General features: G+C 63.3%; 17 protein-coding genes and 1 pseudogene. 9 read left to right on the forward strand and 9 right to left on the reverse strand.

The window, feature by feature from the left end; all coding sequences use genetic code 11:
- From AUR66_RS08035 to AUR66_RS08055, 5 genes and pseudogenes are all read right to left on the reverse strand, one after another.
- Positions 1 to 438, reverse strand: a pseudogene (locus AUR66_RS08035) (GTP-binding protein); the annotation flags it as partial.
- A 145-nt stretch (positions 439 to 583) separates the two neighbouring features.
- Positions 584 to 1,135 carry a J domain-containing protein gene (locus AUR66_RS08040; RefSeq protein ID WP_058571942.1) on the reverse strand — a complete coding sequence of 184 codons (552 nt, stop codon included), beginning with the start codon at positions 1,133 to 1,135 and terminating at the stop codon, positions 584 to 586.
- Positions 1,136 to 1,415: 280 nt separating this feature from the next.
- Complete coding sequence (gene pyrF, locus AUR66_RS08045) at positions 1,416 to 2,213, reverse strand: orotidine-5'-phosphate decarboxylase (RefSeq protein WP_058571943.1); 798 nt, start codon at positions 2,211 to 2,213, stop codon at positions 1,416 to 1,418.
- 80 nt (positions 2,214 to 2,293) lie between these two features.
- Positions 2,294 to 3,475: an MFS transporter gene (locus AUR66_RS08050; RefSeq protein WP_058571944.1), complete on the reverse strand. Its 1,182-nt coding sequence runs from the start codon at positions 3,473 to 3,475 to the stop codon at positions 2,294 to 2,296.
- On the reverse strand, positions 3,476 to 5,023 hold the full coding sequence (locus AUR66_RS08055; protein ID WP_058571945.1) for an amidohydrolase: 1,548 nt from the start codon (positions 5,021 to 5,023) through the stop codon (positions 3,476 to 3,478). It lies immediately after the preceding gene.
- Positions 5,024 to 5,141: 118 nt separating this feature from the next.
- Here AUR66_RS08055 and hmgA point away from each other — a divergent pair, with 118 nt between their 5' ends.
- The 3 genes from hmgA (at position 5,142) to AUR66_RS21160 (ending at position 7,106) form a co-directional block, all read left to right on the forward strand.
- Positions 5,142 to 6,353: a hydroxymethylglutaryl-CoA reductase (NADPH) gene (gene hmgA, locus AUR66_RS08060; RefSeq protein WP_058571946.1), complete on the forward strand. Its 1,212-nt coding sequence runs from the start codon at positions 5,142 to 5,144 to the stop codon at positions 6,351 to 6,353.
- A 174-nt stretch (positions 6,354 to 6,527) separates the two neighbouring features.
- Entirely contained in the window at positions 6,528 to 6,680 is a 153-nt protein-coding gene (locus AUR66_RS21855) for a hypothetical protein (RefSeq protein ID WP_197409707.1), read from the forward strand.
- A gap of 279 nt (positions 6,681 to 6,959) precedes the next feature.
- Positions 6,960 to 7,106 (forward strand): hypothetical protein, encoded by a 147-nt coding sequence (locus AUR66_RS21160; protein WP_157533029.1) that lies wholly within the window; start codon positions 6,960 to 6,962, stop codon positions 7,104 to 7,106.
- Positions 7,107 to 7,128: 22 nt separating this feature from the next.
- Here the strand turns inward: AUR66_RS21160 and AUR66_RS08065 are convergent, their stop codons facing one another.
- On the reverse strand, positions 7,129 to 7,668 hold the full coding sequence (locus AUR66_RS08065; RefSeq protein ID WP_058571947.1) for a DUF5817 domain-containing protein: 540 nt from the start codon (positions 7,666 to 7,668) through the stop codon (positions 7,129 to 7,131).
- A gap of 93 nt (positions 7,669 to 7,761) precedes the next feature.
- On the opposite strand from AUR66_RS08065, the gene AUR66_RS08070 reads away from it, so the two are divergent.
- From AUR66_RS08070 to AUR66_RS08080, 3 genes are all read left to right on the forward strand, one after another.
- Positions 7,762 to 8,106: a cupin domain-containing protein gene (locus tag AUR66_RS08070; protein WP_058571948.1), complete on the forward strand. Its 345-nt coding sequence runs from the start codon at positions 7,762 to 7,764 to the stop codon at positions 8,104 to 8,106.
- Positions 8,107 to 8,317: 211 nt separating this feature from the next.
- On the forward strand, positions 8,318 to 8,875 hold the full coding sequence (locus tag AUR66_RS08075; RefSeq protein ID WP_058571969.1) for a hypothetical protein: 558 nt from the start codon (positions 8,318 to 8,320) through the stop codon (positions 8,873 to 8,875).
- A 169-nt stretch (positions 8,876 to 9,044) separates the two neighbouring features.
- A complete protein-coding gene (locus AUR66_RS08080; RefSeq protein ID WP_058571949.1) occupies positions 9,045 to 9,479 on the forward strand; it encodes a hypothetical protein in 435 nt (144 codons plus the stop codon).
- 145 nt (positions 9,480 to 9,624) lie between these two features.
- On the opposite strand, the gene icd is transcribed toward AUR66_RS08080, so the two are convergent.
- Positions 9,625 to 10,884, reverse strand: a complete 1,260-nt coding sequence (gene icd, locus AUR66_RS08085; protein ID WP_058571950.1) for an isocitrate dehydrogenase (NADP(+)) — start codon at positions 10,882 to 10,884, stop codon at positions 9,625 to 9,627.
- 122 nt (positions 10,885 to 11,006) lie between these two features.
- On the opposite strand from icd, the gene AUR66_RS08090 reads away from it, so the two are divergent.
- The 3 genes from AUR66_RS08090 (at position 11,007) to AUR66_RS08100 (ending at position 13,444) form a co-directional block, all read left to right on the forward strand.
- Entirely contained in the window at positions 11,007 to 11,918 is a 912-nt protein-coding gene (locus tag AUR66_RS08090) for an isoaspartyl peptidase/L-asparaginase (protein ID WP_058571951.1), read from the forward strand.
- 63 nt (positions 11,919 to 11,981) lie between these two features.
- Positions 11,982 to 12,917, forward strand: coding sequence for an oxidoreductase (locus tag AUR66_RS08095; RefSeq protein WP_058571952.1), 936 nt, complete (start codon positions 11,982 to 11,984; stop codon positions 12,915 to 12,917).
- Between the two features lie 86 nt (positions 12,918 to 13,003).
- Positions 13,004 to 13,444: a DUF7522 family protein gene (locus AUR66_RS08100; RefSeq protein ID WP_058571953.1), complete on the forward strand. Its 441-nt coding sequence runs from the start codon at positions 13,004 to 13,006 to the stop codon at positions 13,442 to 13,444.
- Positions 13,445 to 13,817: 373 nt separating this feature from the next.
- Here AUR66_RS08100 and AUR66_RS08105 read toward each other — a convergent pair whose 3' ends face one another.
- Positions 13,818 to 14,444 carry a DsbA family oxidoreductase gene (locus AUR66_RS08105; protein ID WP_058571954.1) on the reverse strand — a complete coding sequence of 209 codons (627 nt, stop codon included), beginning with the start codon at positions 14,442 to 14,444 and terminating at the stop codon, positions 13,818 to 13,820.
- A gap of 77 nt (positions 14,445 to 14,521) precedes the next feature.
- Positions 14,522 to 16,333: a formate/nitrite transporter family protein gene (locus AUR66_RS08110; RefSeq protein ID WP_058571955.1), complete on the reverse strand. Its 1,812-nt coding sequence runs from the start codon at positions 16,331 to 16,333 to the stop codon at positions 14,522 to 14,524.
- Between the last annotated feature and the right edge of the window lie 13 nt (positions 16,334 to 16,346).

Raw genomic sequence — 16,346 nt, forward strand, 5'->3', positions numbered from 1 at the left:
GACGAGCGTGGACTTTCCGTGGTCGACGTGGCCGGCGGTACCGACGACGATGTGGTCGTCGTCCACGTCGAGCATCGCCCCTTCGCGGATGGTCGCGACGCCGACGAGGCCGCGTTCGGCGCTCTCGCCGACGCCCCACGTCTCGACGTCTTCGATGTGGGCACCTGCCTCTTCGGCGAGCAACGAGAGGACGTCCATCGTCTCGGAGAAGTCGTCCGGCGAGATACCGGCGATTCCACCGTCGTCGGTGACGCCGACGACGTACGTCGCGACTCCGTCACCGGAGAGCACTCTGTGTCGGAGTTGGGCCGCGAGCGACTCCATCCGACCATCTGCCAAGTGAACGGCACGGGTGAGGCGTTCTTTGAACTCGACGTTGCCGCCTTCTTCCTCACCGCGCTCGAGGGCCTCGTTCAGGAGAGCCCGGTCAGCGCTCATGGGCGGCCGTAGGAAACCAACCGTGAAAACGCTTTCCGCGGTAGTGATTACCATGTTACTATCACTCAACAGAGACGACAGACCCATCAGTGGGCTATCTGGAGGTCACGAGGCACACCGAGTCGCGCGGCGTTTCAGACCGGAGTCACTCAGAAAGGCGTTCGTAGGCCCGCGTGACGCGTTTGAACGCCTCTTCGTCTCCCGTCTTCGAGTCCGGGTGCGTCTCTTTGACGCGTTCTCGGTACGCCTGCTTTACGTCCGCGGCGGTGGCGTCGGCGTCGAGTCCGAGGGTTTGGAGTGCTTCTTGCTTGCTCACGGCGTTTCGGGGCGGGCGTACGCGCTGGTACTCACGTCGACGGCGGTTCTGCCCGCCACCGTCTCTAAAGCGCCCCGCACCCGGTCCCTGCCGTGGGTCGCCGCGGGGCCCCGCGCCGAATCCACCGGTCGTTTGGCGACTCGCCCGCCGCCGCTCCGACTGGAACCCCACACGGCCAGTGTTCGCTCGGACACGGGTTCGACGGAATCGTTCCTCTAACCGCCCGCTGACGTGGGAGTACATGAAGTACGTCGTCGCGCCGAACGGGACGGCGACGAACAGGATGAGTAACTGGCGGTACGCGAACGCCAGCACGACGAGGAGCATGGTGATACCCGCGAACACCGCAGCGAGGCCCATGACGAGTCGGTCCCGGTCCACGGCCGTACTATGGCGCGCATCCCAGTAAACGTCTCGCTGGTGTGGATGCGAGTCTCCGCGGACCACAGGGTTCGACACGTCCCACACAGTCACGGGAAACGGTGATACGGCCAGTCCACGTTGGCACAGATATGAGCGACTCGGCGACCGACGACGGAGACGATGGGTTCGTGTGTGACGTGTGTGGTCGGACGTTCGACACGAGAGCAGCGCAACTCGAACACCTCCGCTCCGAAGGACTCGTAGACTGAATCGGCGAGAACTCGACGGTGAACGTCCTTCAGCGGAACTGGTTGAGACGGGTCTTGAGTCGCTTGGCCGCCTGTCCGGCAGCCTTGTCGAAGTATTCGTCTTGACCCTCGCCGGCGAAGATGATGCCGCGCGACGAGTTCACGAGGCCGACGCCGTCGGCGAGGCCGAACTCGACTGCCGCTTCCGCGTCGCCACCCTGTGCGCCGACGCCGGGGACGAGGAACGGGAGGTCGGGAACCTGTTCGCGGATGTGTTCTAACTCGTCGGGACCCGTCGCGCCGACGACGAGGCCGACGTTCCCGTGTTCGTTCCAGAGGTCACAGAGCGCCGCGACGCGTTCGTAGAGCGGTTCGCCCGACGCGAGTTCGAGGGACTGGAGGTCTGACCCGCCGGGATTCGAGGTTCGACAGAGGACGAACACGCCCTTGTCCTCCCGGTCGAGGAACGGTTGGATGGAGTCGCGGCCCATGTAGGGATTGACGGTGATGGCGTCCGCGTACTCGAGCATCTCGGAGTATTTACGGGTCGTGTTGCCGATGTCGGCGCGTTTGGCGTCGAGGAGGACGGGGACGCCTTTCCCGTGTGCGTAGGCGATTGTCTCGCGGAGGGAACGCCACCCGTCGGCGTCTTCGTAGAACGCCGCGTTCGGCTTGTACGCCGCCGCGTGTTCGTGGGTCGCGTCGATGATGCGTCGGTTGAACGCCCATCGCGGGAGGTCCTTGTCGAGGAGGTGGTCGGGGATGCGGTCGATGTCGGCGTCGAGGCCGACCGAGACGACGCTGTTTACCTTCTCGATGCGGTCGTGGAGGTCGTCGAAGAAGCCCATTGCCCGCGAGTGCGACGACCGGGAGTAAGGGGTTTTCCCTTCGTCGCGGGAGAGTCGGTGATTGTCTGGAGTAGCCAACGTCACACTGGCCGTTCGACCGTCCACAACACCGCAGACCCGACGAGGAGGACCCCGCCGAACGCGGCGAGTGCACCAGTCGGTGAGACGGCGTCGGCGACGACGCCACCGGCGAGTTCGAACGGGACGACAGCGAGCGAGTAGAGCATTCCAGCGGCCGAAAGAACCGTCGCGCGGCCGACGGAATCGACCCGGTCGTTGACGTACTGGTTCCCGAGGACGACAGACGAGTTCGTGACGGCGCGCGCGACGACGAACGCGGGGAAGGCAAGCGGACCGAAAAGCGGGAGCGACCCGAACGCGAGTGCGACGAGGATGGGTGCGAGGAGGAACCACCGCCGAATCCCGATTCGGTCACGAATCCACCCAGCACGGTAACTCGCGGCGGCGGCAGCGAGCGAGAAGACGGCGTAGGAGGCGCTCACCGCCGTATTCGTCGCCGACTCGGGGACGCCCAGCCCGAGTGCCACGTCGCGGACGATTGGCTGGTCGAAGATGTACGCCATGTTGACGACGCCGAAGAGGAGCGCGAAGTAGACCACGAAGCCTCGGAGGGGTGGGCGCGTCAGTTTCTCGCGGATGACGCGAAGAGCTCTCTTCGGGGTGAACTCGTCCCCGCTGTTCCCTGTCTCGGGGACCGAGAGGAGAATCGGAATCCCGAGTGCGGTGACGACTGCCGTGGCGAAGAATGGAACCGAGTAGTTCGTCGCGTCGGCGATGACACCGCCTGCGAGTGTGGTCACCGCGCCGATTGCGAGGCCGACACCGGTCGCTCTCCCGCGGACGTTCGCGAACTCCTGTGTCTCGTCCGTCTCGCCGAGTAGGTCGTAGAGCCACGCGTCGTCGCTCCCGGAGCGGAACGTCTCACCGACTGCCCACGTTCCGTAGACGATGGCGAACTGAAGAAACGTGGACGAGAGGCCCATCGCGACTGTCGAGACGGCGATGATTGCCGTTCCGAGCGCCATCGCCGAGCGACGGCCGAGTCGGTCCCCGACGTATCCCGTCGGAATCTCGCTGGCGACGAGGGCAAGCCACCAGACGCTGTTGAGTGCGCCTACCTCGGCGAACGAGAGGCCGCGTGACCGGACGAACAGAATCCAGATGGCGGCCGTGAAGGAGACGAACTGCGTGGTCTTGTAGGCGTAGTATTTGGCGACTGGCGAGCGGAGACCCGTCTGCATTCAGTCGCGTGCCTCGAAGACGACGCGTCCGTCGACGATGGTCATCGCGACGTCGATGTCGCGAATCGACTCCGACTCCCACGGCGACTCGTCGAGGACGACGAGGTCGGCAGCGTACCCCGGCGCGATGATTCCCTGCCTGTCCTCGTCGAACCCGGCGTAGGCCCCGCCCGAGGTGTACGCCCGGAGCGCTTCGGTGACCGTGAGCGACTGCTCGGGGTTCGGGTGGTCGGTGGCGAGGTCGATGCCGAGGAGTGGTCCGAGCGGCATACAGTCACTGCCGAACGCGAGGTTCACACCGGCGTCGAGGAGGTCACGGTAGCGGTTCGTCTGGAGGCGTCGGTCCCCGAGTCGTGCGTCGTAGAGGCCGTCTTCGCCGGCCCACTTCAGGAAGTTCGGTTGCACGGAGGCGACGACGCCCGTCTCTGCGAATCGGTCGAGTGCCTCGTCGGAGGCGAGTTCGACGTGTTCGACACGGTGGCGTGCAGCGCCGGGGTCGTCCGTCTCCGCGTAGGCGTCGAGGACGGTGTCGATTGCCTCGTCGCCGATGGCGTGTGCCGTAAGTTGGTAGCCTGCGTCGTCTGCCTCGGCGACGAGTTCGTGGAGTTCGCCGGGCGCGACGACCCACTGTCCCGTCTCGTTGGGTGCGTCTGCGTACGGTTCGGTGACTTTGGCGGTTCGACCGCCGAAACTGCCGTCGGTGAACGTCTTGATGGCACCAGTCTGGACGAGTCCGTCGCCGTGGTTCGTCCGGAGGCCGACTTCGTGGAGAGACGCGAAGTGGTCAGACCAGTAGTTGATTCGGACGCGGAGGTCCAACTCGCCTGCCTCGGCGAGGTCACGATAGACTTCGGGGGCGCGAGACCCACGAACCATGTCGTGGACGCCGGTGACGCCCCGGGCGGTGGCGTACTCCTGTGCGGCGCGGACGAGTTCCGTCATCTCGTCTCGGTCGGGTTCGGTCGCGTCCCAGAGCACGTCGACGGCCTCTTCGACGACGACGCCCGTCGGGTCGCCGTCTCCGTCGTCACTGTCTGTCTGGACGCCTTCGTCCGCCATCTGGTCGCCGTACCTGTCGAGGACGACGGAGTTCACGCCGGCAGTGTGGAGGTCTTCGCGGAAGGCGACGACGGGAACGGTTTCGGAGACGGCGTCGAGGTCGTCGCGGGTGAGGTAGCGCGACTCGTCCCACGTGCTTTCGTCGTAGCCAAATCCGAGAATCCACTCCCCGTCGTCGGCTTCTGCCGCGCGGTCTTCGAGCAGGGAGACCGCATCGGCGACCGAGTCTGCCTTCGAGAGGTCGGCGTGGACGAGTGACCGGCCGACCATCGGGAGGTGCGTGTGGGCGTCGACGAATCCGGGGAGGACGACGCGGCCCTCACAATCGACCACCTGTGTCTCGACGCCGGCGAGGAGTTCCACGTCGTACGCGCGGCCGACACGGACGATTTCACCGTCGCGGATGGCGACCGCTTCGTGCGTCTCGTCCGGTGATTCGAGGGTGTGTACCGCCGCGTTCGTCAGTACGAGGTCCGCTGCCGCAGTCATACCTTCGACCCCGACGCGGGAGGCCAAAATCGTTCGGGATGGAGAGCGACCGACGGAGGCCGACCTGGATGCCCGAAAAACCGGAAACCGTTAGGGCCGGCGCGGGAAACGTCGGAGCATGACAGACGCCGCGTCCCTCGCCGACCGCGTTCGGGAGGGCGAACTCCGCCTCCACGAACTCGAAGCACACGCCGACGCCGACGTCGCCGCCGAAGCACGCCGCCTCCTCGTCGAAGAGCAGTCGGGTGCGTCACTCGACACCGTCGGCAACTACGGCTTCCCCGCCGAAGAGGCAGAGACGGCCATCGAGAACATGGTCGGAACTATCCAGGTCCCACTGGGTGTCGCCGGTCCCGTCACCGTGAATGGGGCCGCTGTCTCCGAGGAGAAGTACCTCCCGCTCGCGACGACCGAAGGCGCACTCCTCGCGTCCGTCAACCGCGGATGCTCGGTCATCAACAGTGCCGGCGGTGCGACCGCTCGCGTCCTCAAGTCCGGGATGACCCGTGCGCCAGTCTTCCGCGTCGCCGACGTAGCCGAGGCCGAAGCACTCGTCTCGTGGACGCGCGACAACTTCGAGGCGCTGAAGGAGGCCGCCGAGGAGACGACGAATCACGGCGAACTCCTCGACGTGACGCCGTACGTCGTCGGGAACTCCGTCTACCTGCGGTTCCGATACGATTCGAAAGACGCGATGGGGATGAACATGGTCACCATCGCCACCGAAGCGGCCTGTGACGTGGTCGAATCCGAGACCACCGGGTCGCTCGTCGCCCTCTCGGGCAACCTCTGTACCGACAAGAAACCCGCCGCCATCAACGCCGTCGAGGGTCGTGGTCGGAGCGTCACCGCCGACGTTCGCATCCCGCGCGACGTCGTCGAAGAACGACTCCACACCACGCCCGAGGCCATCGCCGAACTCAACACACGCAAGAACCTCGTTGGGTCGGCGAAGGCCGCGAGTCTCGGCTTCAACGCCCACGTCGCCAACGTCGTGGCCGCGATGTTCCTCGCCACGGGGCAGGACGAAGCACAGGTCGTCGAAGGCGCGAACGCCATCACGACGGCCGAGGTACAAGACGGCGACCTGTACGTCTCGGTGTCGCTCGCGTCGCTCGAAGTCGGAACCATCGGCGGCGGGACGAAACTGCCCACGCAGGCCGAAGGCCTCGACATCCTCGGCATCCGTGGCGGTGGCGACCCTGCGGGGTCGAACGCCGACGCGCTCGCCGAGTGCATCGCCGTCGGGTCACTCGCCGGCGAACTCTCGCTCCTCTCTGCGCTCGCGTCGCGGCACCTCTCCAGTGCCCACGCCAAACTCGGTCGGTAATCGGGAAACCGGGAGAGCGACGAACCACTGTCGCCGGATTGGGGCGCTACTGTGAGCGTCTCAGTCTCCCGGGGTGTCTCGGTCCTAGCTGTCCGACTTGCGAACGATTTTCACACCCTCAGAATATTGGGGTAGTTTATATATTTACCCGGGTGAGTCTGGAGTATGTTTACCATGTCGAGTGCTGATTTCAGTGTCCACATGCGGGGGTGCGAGGAAGCAGGTTCGACCATCCCGATTACGGACCTTCCAGACGAAGTTACCTCACTGGACGACCTCGAGTGCACGTGCTGGGACGAGGTCGGCTCCTTCGACGAACTCCAGTAGACTCGTCTCGTCGGGCGCGGTCGGCAATGGGGCGACTTCCTCTCACGACGAAGACTGCACGTGCCAGCGACGGCCCGCGTTCACTTTCACCCGCTTTCTCACGCACTGTTCGCCCGGAATCGTGCGGAAGCAACCACTCGAGCGACGATACTGTCGTGTGGTTCTGCGTTTACTTTCACTCTGCACTCGTGGCTCGATTTTAATCCACTCTCGCTGGTAGATTCACAGGCGTCCGCCGGTGAGCACCTGCGGGCGCGTCCACACTCCCAACCCCAACCCATGTCGGAACTCACCTCCAGTATCGACCCCGAATCGGACGACGACCACGACGTGCGGCGTCTCGCGCTAGGTCTGCGACTCCTGAAGTTGGCACTCGGTGTCGTCGCGTCGGCGCTCACAATCGCGAAACTCCTCGGATACCTCTGAGACGGACGTCGAACCCGCGTGTTCAGAGCAGACGATACCGGCCGCCCGACTCGGACACCTCGCCACGGCGGCGAAGTTTCTCCAGGACGTCGCGGGCTTTCTCGTCCGGGACACCCTGTTCTGTCACCGCGGCCACGATTTCGTCTTCGGTCGGTCTGTCGCCGTTCCGAACTGCGTCTTTGACGGCAGTCACGCGGTCTACCGACCCCGACGACGCGGCGCGTCCGTGTTTCGCCTGTTCGCCAGCGTCGAACACTTCGTCGGCGTCGAGTCCCGACCCTTCGAGGTACTCCCGGTCGTCGATACCCGACTCGTCGACCTGTCTGTCGAGTTCCGAGACGTGTGCCACCTGCGCGAACGCCTCGCTGTCGCCGTGTTTCTTCGCCAAGAGCGCTGACCGTGCCTGTCTCGCAGCGTCGCGGTCTTCCGACTCGAAGAACCGCCGAAGCTTCTTCGTCTGGTGTCGCGTGCCGCACCGCGGACACGTCGCCGTCTTCGACTCCCGTGGGTTCGAGAGCAACCACATGTTCGCACAGTCCGTACACCCGACCACCGCGTACATACCCGTGAGTTGCCCGTCATCTGATTTGAACGTTCGGGGGTGTGACTGTGCTGTGCCCGTCGGTTTTATCTCACGAGCGGGTGGGATGTCACCATGGACCGTATCTCCATCGACGACGTTGAACCAAGCGAGGCAGCGGACGACGTGTATCTCGCACTCCTCGCTGGTGGCGACGAGATGAACGTTCAGCACTTCCGTATCGAACCCGGCGCGTCGGTACCAGTCCACGACCATCCGCACGAACAGGTCGGCTACATCGTCGCTGGCGAGTTGACTTTCGTCGCGGGCGACGACGGTGAGGAAATCGTCGTCGGCCCCGGCGACTCGTACTCGCTCGCGGGTGGCGAACCGCACGGTGCAGAGAACCGTGGCGACGAGACGGTAATCGGCATCGACGTGTTCTCTCCCCCCCGAGACAACCCCCCGTGGATGGACTGACGAACAGACACAAATTCGACCCACGGGCGACTGTCCTCTGTGCTCGTGAGTGTCACACTCACACCACTGTGAGGGAGAAAGCATTTATCAATAGGTTGTAACTATCTGACCGACAGAAGTCCCTAACTATGCCCTCCCCCCGCGTATATCGACCATGGATAGCGTCCAGCCTGCCGAACGACCTGCTGACGACGGTGCGTCACAGGCGGCGATGAGCCGAGTTTCGCTCTCGCGAGAGCCGTGGCTCTGGGCGTTCGTCGGCCTGTGGGCACTCTTCGTCAGTGTGCTTCACTTCGGTGGGCTGGCCTACGGCATCTACACGCAGATTTGGTGGTGGGACCTGCTGACGCACTCCCTCTCTGGGTTCGGCGTCGCTGGCGTGTTGTTCCTCGTCTTCCCGCGGACGTTCGACGGGAATCGCGCCCCAGTCGTCGTCGCCGGCATCATCTTCGCCATCGGCGCAGGCTTCGAACTGTACGAGTACCTGTTCAAGGACTTCTGGTACGGGTGGTCGGCGGCGTACTACCTCGAAGACACCGCCACCGACCTCGTGGTCGATGTCCTCGGTGCCCTCGCGTTCGTCGTCCTCGTCGACGGCATCGTTCGGTTCACGAGCGAGACGCAGTATCGACCCGAGTCCCAACCACCGAGTACTCACGCGAACATTCGGTCTGACGGCGGTGATACGTCAGTTCGCTCTGCCGACGACACCTGTTCGCGCGACGACGACGCTCGTTCGCCCGACGACGACGCCCCGTCGCGACGGTGACGCTCTCTCCTCTACGGCTCTGCGTTAAATTAACCGAAAACCTGTTTCTCGCGGGGAATAACGTACATATTCCCGATTCACCATCACCCAATATGGAACCGTACAGCACCTGCCCACCACGGCGGATACCAGACTCCCTGAACAGCGCTCTGCGCCCCACCTGCCTCGAATGCTGAGACAGACGTGGGAGCAGATGGTAGCACCGCGCTGGGAAGAACGTCCGCGGGAGATGGCTATCGTCGCCACGTGGGGCGTCGCAGTCACCCTCACTCACTTCGTGAGCATGGCGTTGTACCTCTACACGAAGATTTGGTGGTGGGACATCTTCGTCCACGCCGCCTCAGGGTTCGGCGTCGCAGCACTGCTGTACGTCTTCAAGCCGAGATTGCTCCGGTCGCCTGTCGCCTTACTCGTGGTCCTCCCGATGGCCGTCGCTGCCATCGGCACGTGGTTCGAGGTGTACGAGCGACTCTTCACCGACTTCTGGGTCGAGTGGTCGATGGCGTACTATCTCGAAGACACGGGCGTCGACATCGTCGCCGACACCGCCGGCGCGTTCGTCTTCGGACTCGTTCGGCCGTTGTTCGACCTGTTACGGCGGTGAGCAGTCGCTCTTCGGGCAGTCGAAAGAAGAGATAGTCGAGGCCGGGTGGCCCCGGTGAGAGGAAGATTTGTTTACGCGAACTCGTTTACGCGAGTTCGTTGATGTTCTCGGAAATCTACGATTTCCGAGCGCACAAAGAGTTAGCTCAGGCTAACTCGTGAATGTTCTCGACGACCTTGTCGGCGTACTCGCTCGTGGCGAGTTTGGTACCGCCTTCGATCTGGCGGTGGAGGTCGTACGTGACGTCGCCTTCGGAGATGGTCTTCTCGACGGCGTCGCGGATGAGTTTGCCGGCGTCCTTCCAGCCCATGTACTCGAACATGAGACGGCCGGAGAGAATCATCGCGGTCGGGTTGACCTTGTCCTGACCGGCGTACTTGGGGGCGGAACCGTGGACGGGTTCAGCGAGACAGAGACCTTCACCGAAGTTCGCACCGGGTGCGATGCCGAGACCACCAATCTGTGCGCCGGCGGCGTCGGACATGTAGTCGCCGTTGAGGTTCATCGTCGCGATGACGTCGTAGTCGGCGGTGCGGGTGAGGAGCTGCTGGAGCATGTTGTCGGCGATGCGGTCCTTGACGACAACCTTGTCCTCGGGCTTCTCGCCGTCGTACTCTTCCCAGAGTTCGTCCTCGGTGATGGTGACGTCGCCGAACTCCTCTGCAGCGAGTTCGTAGCCCCAGTCACGGAAGGCACCCTCGGTGAACTTCATGATGTTGCCCTTGTGGACGAGCGTGACGGAGTCACGGTCGTTTTCGAGGGCGTACTCGATTGCTTCGCGGACGAGACGCTTCGTCCCGAACTCGGTGATGGGCTTGATGCCGATGCCGACCGGGCCGTCGTGGATGACGTCGTCGTAGCCCATCTCCTCTTCGACGAACTCCTTGACCTTCTGGACGTCGTCGGTACCGGCTTCCCACTCGATGCCGGCGTAGACGTCTTCGGTGTTCTCACGGAACGTGACCATGTCCATCGCCGAAGGGTTCTTGACGGGCGACGGGACACCGTCGAGGTGGTAGGTCGGGCGGACGTTCGCGTAGAGGTCGAGCTTCTTGCGGAGCGCGACGTTCAGCGAGCGGAAGCCTGCGCCGACGGGCGTCGTGAGCGGGCCCTTGATGGCGACGCGGTGGTCGCGGATGGCGCTGACGGTGTCGACTGGGAGGTTCTCGTCGTACTTGTCGCGGGCAGATGCGCCGGCGTAGACGCGCATCCAGGATACAGAGCGACCCGTTGCTTCTGCGGCAGCGTCGAGAACCTTCTGTGCGGCCGGACCGACGTCCGTTCCGATTCCGTCGCCGTGGATGATTGGAATAATCGGGTTGTCGGGGACAGAGAGTTCGCCTGTCTCCTCGTCAAACGTGATTTTCTCGCCGTCTTCAGGAACCTCGATCTGGTCGTAACTCATGAACAATCAGGGGTTTTCATTGGGGTGTAAAAGTCCTGCCGTTCTCCCGCTCGTTCCGCAAATATCTCCGTCTTTCGTGGGTATTCGATACGTTTACCCACGGCGTACGAGTGCGCGTACGTATGCGAATTATCCTGCACGGCGGTGCCGGTGGCGTCCCCGACGAACCCGAACCACGACAGGCCGTCCTCGACGACGCTGCGAACCGCGGGGTCACGGAGTCTGACCCGCTTTCGGCGGTCGAAACCGCTGTCCGGGTCCTCGAATCAGACCGTCGGTTCAACGCAGGTGTCGGTGGCGCGGTGCAATCCGACGGCGTCGTCCGAACCGACGCTGGCGTGATGACGAGTGACCGACGGGTCGGTGCTGCGGCCGGGATGGAGGGCGTCGAACACGCCGTCTCTGTCGCTCGCGCCGTCCTCGAAGACACACCGCACGTCTTGTTGGCGGGCGACCCCGCGGTCGATTTCGCGGCCGACGTGGGCGTCGAAACCGGTGTCGACCTGTTCACCGACGAGACACGCGAGCGCTGGGAGGCCGCCGATGCACCGGACGGGTCACCACGGGAACACCTCGATTGGCTTGCCGACCGATTCGGCGGCAGTACGAGCGACCCCACCGCAGAGGCGAGTGACGGGCAGTTGCAGTCGGCCGACTTGCCCGGCCACGATACAGTCGGTGCCGTCGCAACCGACGGGGAGACGTTCGCGTCCGCGACTTCGACCGGCGGCCGGTGGTTCGCACTCGCCGGACGCGTCGGCGACGTGCCGCAGATTGGCTCCGGGTTCTACGCCGCGCCCGCAGGTGCCGCGTCGACGACCGGCGCGGGTGAGGATATCGCCCGCGTGACGCTCGCTCGCCGGGCAGTTCGCCACCTCGAACACGGCCGAGACGCACAGACTGCCGCAGACCTCGCGATGGAGGAGTTCGGTGAACTCACGGGGTCGTCGGCAGGAATCATCCTCCTCGGCGACGATGGATTCGGGTCGGCGTTCAACTCCGACGGGATGCAGACGAGTACGGCGTCTCGGTAGTCTGTTCGGCACCGAACGCGAGTCGCCACCACGGTTTTTTCGCTCCGCGCCCTCTCACGTGACATGAGCGACTGGACTGCCGACGACGTACCTGACCTCTCGGGGAAGACTGCCGTCGTCACCGGCGCGAACAGTGGCATCGGCTTCGAGGCGACGAAACTGTTCGCCGAGAAGGGTGCGCACGTCGTCATGGCCTGTCGAAGCCTCGACAGAGGCGAACGGGCGATGGCAGATATCCGGCGCGACGTGCCGGCGGCGTCGCTGACAGTCGCCGAACTCGACCTCGCAGACCTCGATTCGGTTCACCGCTTCGCCGACGAGTTCGCCGACGACCACGGGTCGCTTCACGTCCTCTGCAACAACGCCGGCGTGATGGCGATTCCGCGACAGGAGACCGAACAGGGCTTCGAGATGCAGTTGGGCGTGAACCACCTCGGTCACTTCGTGCTGACCGCCAGATTGTTCGCGCACCTCCGCGACACGCCGGGCGAGACGCGCATCGTCACGGTGTCGAGTGGACTCCACGAACGCGGTCGGATGAACTTCGACGACCTCCACGGCGAACGCGGCTACGACGAGTGGGACGCGTACGCCCAGAGCAAACTCGCCAACCTGTTGTTCGCGTTCGAACTCGACCGCCGCCTGACCGCCTCGGGTATCGACGACGTCGTGAGCGTCGGTGCACACCCCGGATACGCCGCGACGAACTTACAACTCCGTGGCCCCTCGGAGACCGGGTCGAACGCTCGGTTGTGGCTGAGCAAACTCGCGAACGCCGTCTTCGCCCAGTCTGCTGAGATGGGGTCGCTCCCGCTGGTCTACGCCGCGGTAGAACCGTCCGTCGAGAGCGGCGACTACGTCGGCCCGCAGGGTCTCTTCGACATGCGAGGGTCACCGGGTCGAGCAGAACCGAGCGACCGGGCGAGAGACCAGGAGACGGCAGCGCGACTCTGGGAGATTTCGGAGACGCTGACCGAGACCCGGTTTCGGCTCGCGTGACCGGCGTCGGATAATTCCAGAATCAACCAGTCTGAACCCGTGAAGGCGGCGAGATAGCCATATACTGCCGAGTGCTATGGAGGGACATGACAAGTTCATCCATTGACGTTTCACAGACCTTCACAGACGCCATCGTCTCGACGGTCCGCACCACGCTCGGCGACTCCCTTCGGAGTGTGGTGTACTTCACCCGTGACGACTTCGAGACGCTCTACATTCGACAGGACCTCTACGGCGGCGACGAAGCGAAGATTCGGTCGGCGAAGGGTGCCCTCGTCGAAAACGAGCGGGCGGCGTTCGGCCCACAGGAGACCTACGGCACGGCCGGAACGGACAGTGAAGGGACCGAAGGGCCAGAATTTGGCGAGTACGAGTTCACGCTTCGCGTGTTTTCGGACGGGTTCGTCGGCCGGGCCGTCGTCGGCGACCACGGCGTCATCGTGACTACTGACGAACTCGAGTTCTCGGAGTTCGAAGAGATGGAAGTGGCAATCTGCCAGATACTCGAAGAAGAAACGACTGCCTGAGTGACGGACGGGCCCACCGAACCGACGGTCACTCGTGCCCGACGCACAGCCAAGTAATTCGTTTTTGTAATCGTGCTCGATACGAGTGTGTATGGCTGACTCTGAAGTGGACAGCATCACTGTCTACGCGGATTGCGTCTGCTCGTTCTGTCACCTCGGCTGAAATCTGCTAGTACGGTTCAACCCGGTGGGTCTTCGTAGCTCCGTGGTTCGTTTCGAGAACTCGGAGAATGCAGACGAACACCTCGCAAGTGCGGCGGTTCCACCCGCGAAGAGTCTCTGGACTAGTTTCCGACGAGTCAACCGCACCATATTCTAGGGAGCCAAACATCTTACTGACTTAACAAATAATTATCTACTCGACCGGACGTTCTCACACGCCGTCGACAAGCCGTTCTAACTGCTCCGGGGGGACTGCACCTCGTGCAGCATAGCCTTCGTACGCGAACGTCGGAACGCCGGTAACTCCATGTTGTTGTGCCTCGCCGAACTTTTCACGAACCTCACTTCGAAGTGTCTCGTCATTCAGCGCGGATTCAACTTCTTCGCCATCAACACCCACAGATTCAGCAAGTTCGACTAGCAATTCGGTGTCTCCGATGTCCTTACCATGCTGCCAGAGTGCCTCGAAGACTGACTCATCGAACGCCAACCACGTCTCGTAGTCAGCGTGTTCCTTCAGGTAGTACGAGACGAGTTGCGCCGGCAGCGAGTCGACGTCGGTCGCAATCTCCTGTTTCATCTCGACGTCGTACCGGTTTTGCAGGCGACGAACTCCCTGTTTCGCCTGCTCGTAGTAGTCCTCGTCCTTCCCGTCGTCCACCGAGAAGTCGATACTCCCGTCTGGGTTACGCTTCTGGCTTCGTAGGTCGAACGGGTGCCAGTCGATGTCGAGTTCTTCGTCTCTGCTTTCTTGATAACGAGCGAGGGATTGGCGGCCAAGGTAGCAAAACGGACACACGTAGTCCGAGTACACAGTGATTCGTTCGGAGTCGGTCATGTGGATTCGTTGTGGGGCCGATTACAAAAGTGGACAGGAACGCGTTTCAGTCGACGTCAGGCTGTCGACTGTCCCGCTCAGCGCCCGAAGAGACGCTTGATGAGGGGTCGGTCGGTGGCGCGCTCGACGAGCAGCACCGAGTGGTCGGTTTCGTTGACGACGTCGAGGTGGAGCGAGTCGGTCAAGAGGCGAGTGAGAAGCCCCCGTTCGGTCGCCCCGATGAGTGTCATCGAGTGGTCCCGGGCTTCCCGAGCGATGGCCTGTTCGATGTTGCCGGAGTCGTCGACCAGAAGCCTGGCGTCCGTGAGGCCGTGGTTCTCGGCCCAGTTCGAGAGGAACGCCTCGCCGCGCTCTCGCTCGGCTGGAGAGTCGACAACGTGGAGGAGCGTCACCTCCGACCCCGTGGTCGTTTGAAGCGCACGGGCGACCTCTGCGCTGAGGTCTGCGTGTGGACTGTCGACAGTCGGGATGAGGAGTCGGCTCGTGTCGTATCCGCCGTCGTTGAGCACGAGGAAGTCACAGGGGAGACGGCTCGTCAACTCACTCATCCCGCGTTCTGCGCGCCCCTTCGCCCAAATTCGGTCGTTACCCCATCCCATGACCACCAGGTCGGCGTCTTTGCGGCGGACGACGGTGAATATCTCTTCGAACGACCGGTGAGAGACGACCGTCGACGTTCGTGCGTCGATGTCGTATCCGGCCGTCCGCTCGCGTGCGCTTTCGAGCAACTCGTTCGACTTGCCGATTATCTTCTCGTTCTGTGCGGCTCCGTACCGCTGTGAAATTCGGGTCGGAACCTGCACCACGTGGACGATGTCGACGATGGCATTCTCCCGGCCTTTCGCCACCATGCAGGCGAGTTCGACGACGTGTGATTCGGTTCGTGGATTCGAGATAGGAACGACCACGCGGAAGGCGTCGCCGTTGTCGCCGTGTTCGTCTTCGGTCTCGATGAGTGGGACGTACGACCGACCAACGAGTCCGCCGAGGACCCACTCACGAAGCGAAAGCTGGCGTTTCGCCCCCTCGAACCGAGCGGATTCGAGGCGATTCTCGGTCGTCTGGAAGTAGTTGACAATCGTCACCAAGACGACGCCCCCGAACGTGTTGCCCAGCAACACCGGAACTACGAACTCGTTGAGGCCCACGAGGAACGACAGGCGGCCGTTCAACACGAGATACATCATCTCGGTGAACGAGACGACGACGTGGAAGAGCCCACCCAGCGGGACCGCTAGAAACGCCATGTAAACGACGGCGAGACGCGTGATGGTGTCACGAGCGGCGAAGGTTACCCAGACGACACCGGCGACGATGAGTCCGGCGAACGCCGCTTTGAAAAAGAGGCTCCACCACGGCGTCTCGACACCTTTCTGGGCGATTTTGAGTGCGGCGTTCGATGCTTCGGGAGAGAGAACGCCCCCAAACGCGAGCGCCGCCGCGCCGAGTGTCCCACCGAGCAGGTTCCCGCTCAGGACGACGACCCAGTTCCGCAAGAGCGCCGGGATACTCGCCAGTCGCTCGAGTGTCAGCGCGACCGGTGGGAGTGTGTTCTCGGTGTAGAGCTGATAGCCACCGATGATGATGTACACGAATCCAAGCGGATACAGGAGTGCACTCAACACCGGGTCGCTGTCGGTCGAGGCCGTCAGCGAAACGTACAACAGAAAGGTAATCGTGATTGCGAACCCAGCAGCGAGCGCGCTGAAGAACAGTTCTCGCGCCCCGGAGGTTATCTCTTCGTCGGCGGCCGCAACGATGCGCTGAAACACCTCGTCGGACGAGAATCGGTCGCGGACGACCGACCCGACCGCTGGCGCACCACTCCGGGACCGCTCGACTGCCTCTCGAACCGATTCGTCGAGGTCCGAGGGGTCTGATTCAGACATCGTGACAGCACGT

This window comes from Haloferax profundi, assembly GCF_001469865.1.
GTDB classification, from domain to species: Archaea; Halobacteriota; Halobacteria; order Halobacteriales; family Haloferacaceae; genus Haloferax; species Haloferax profundi.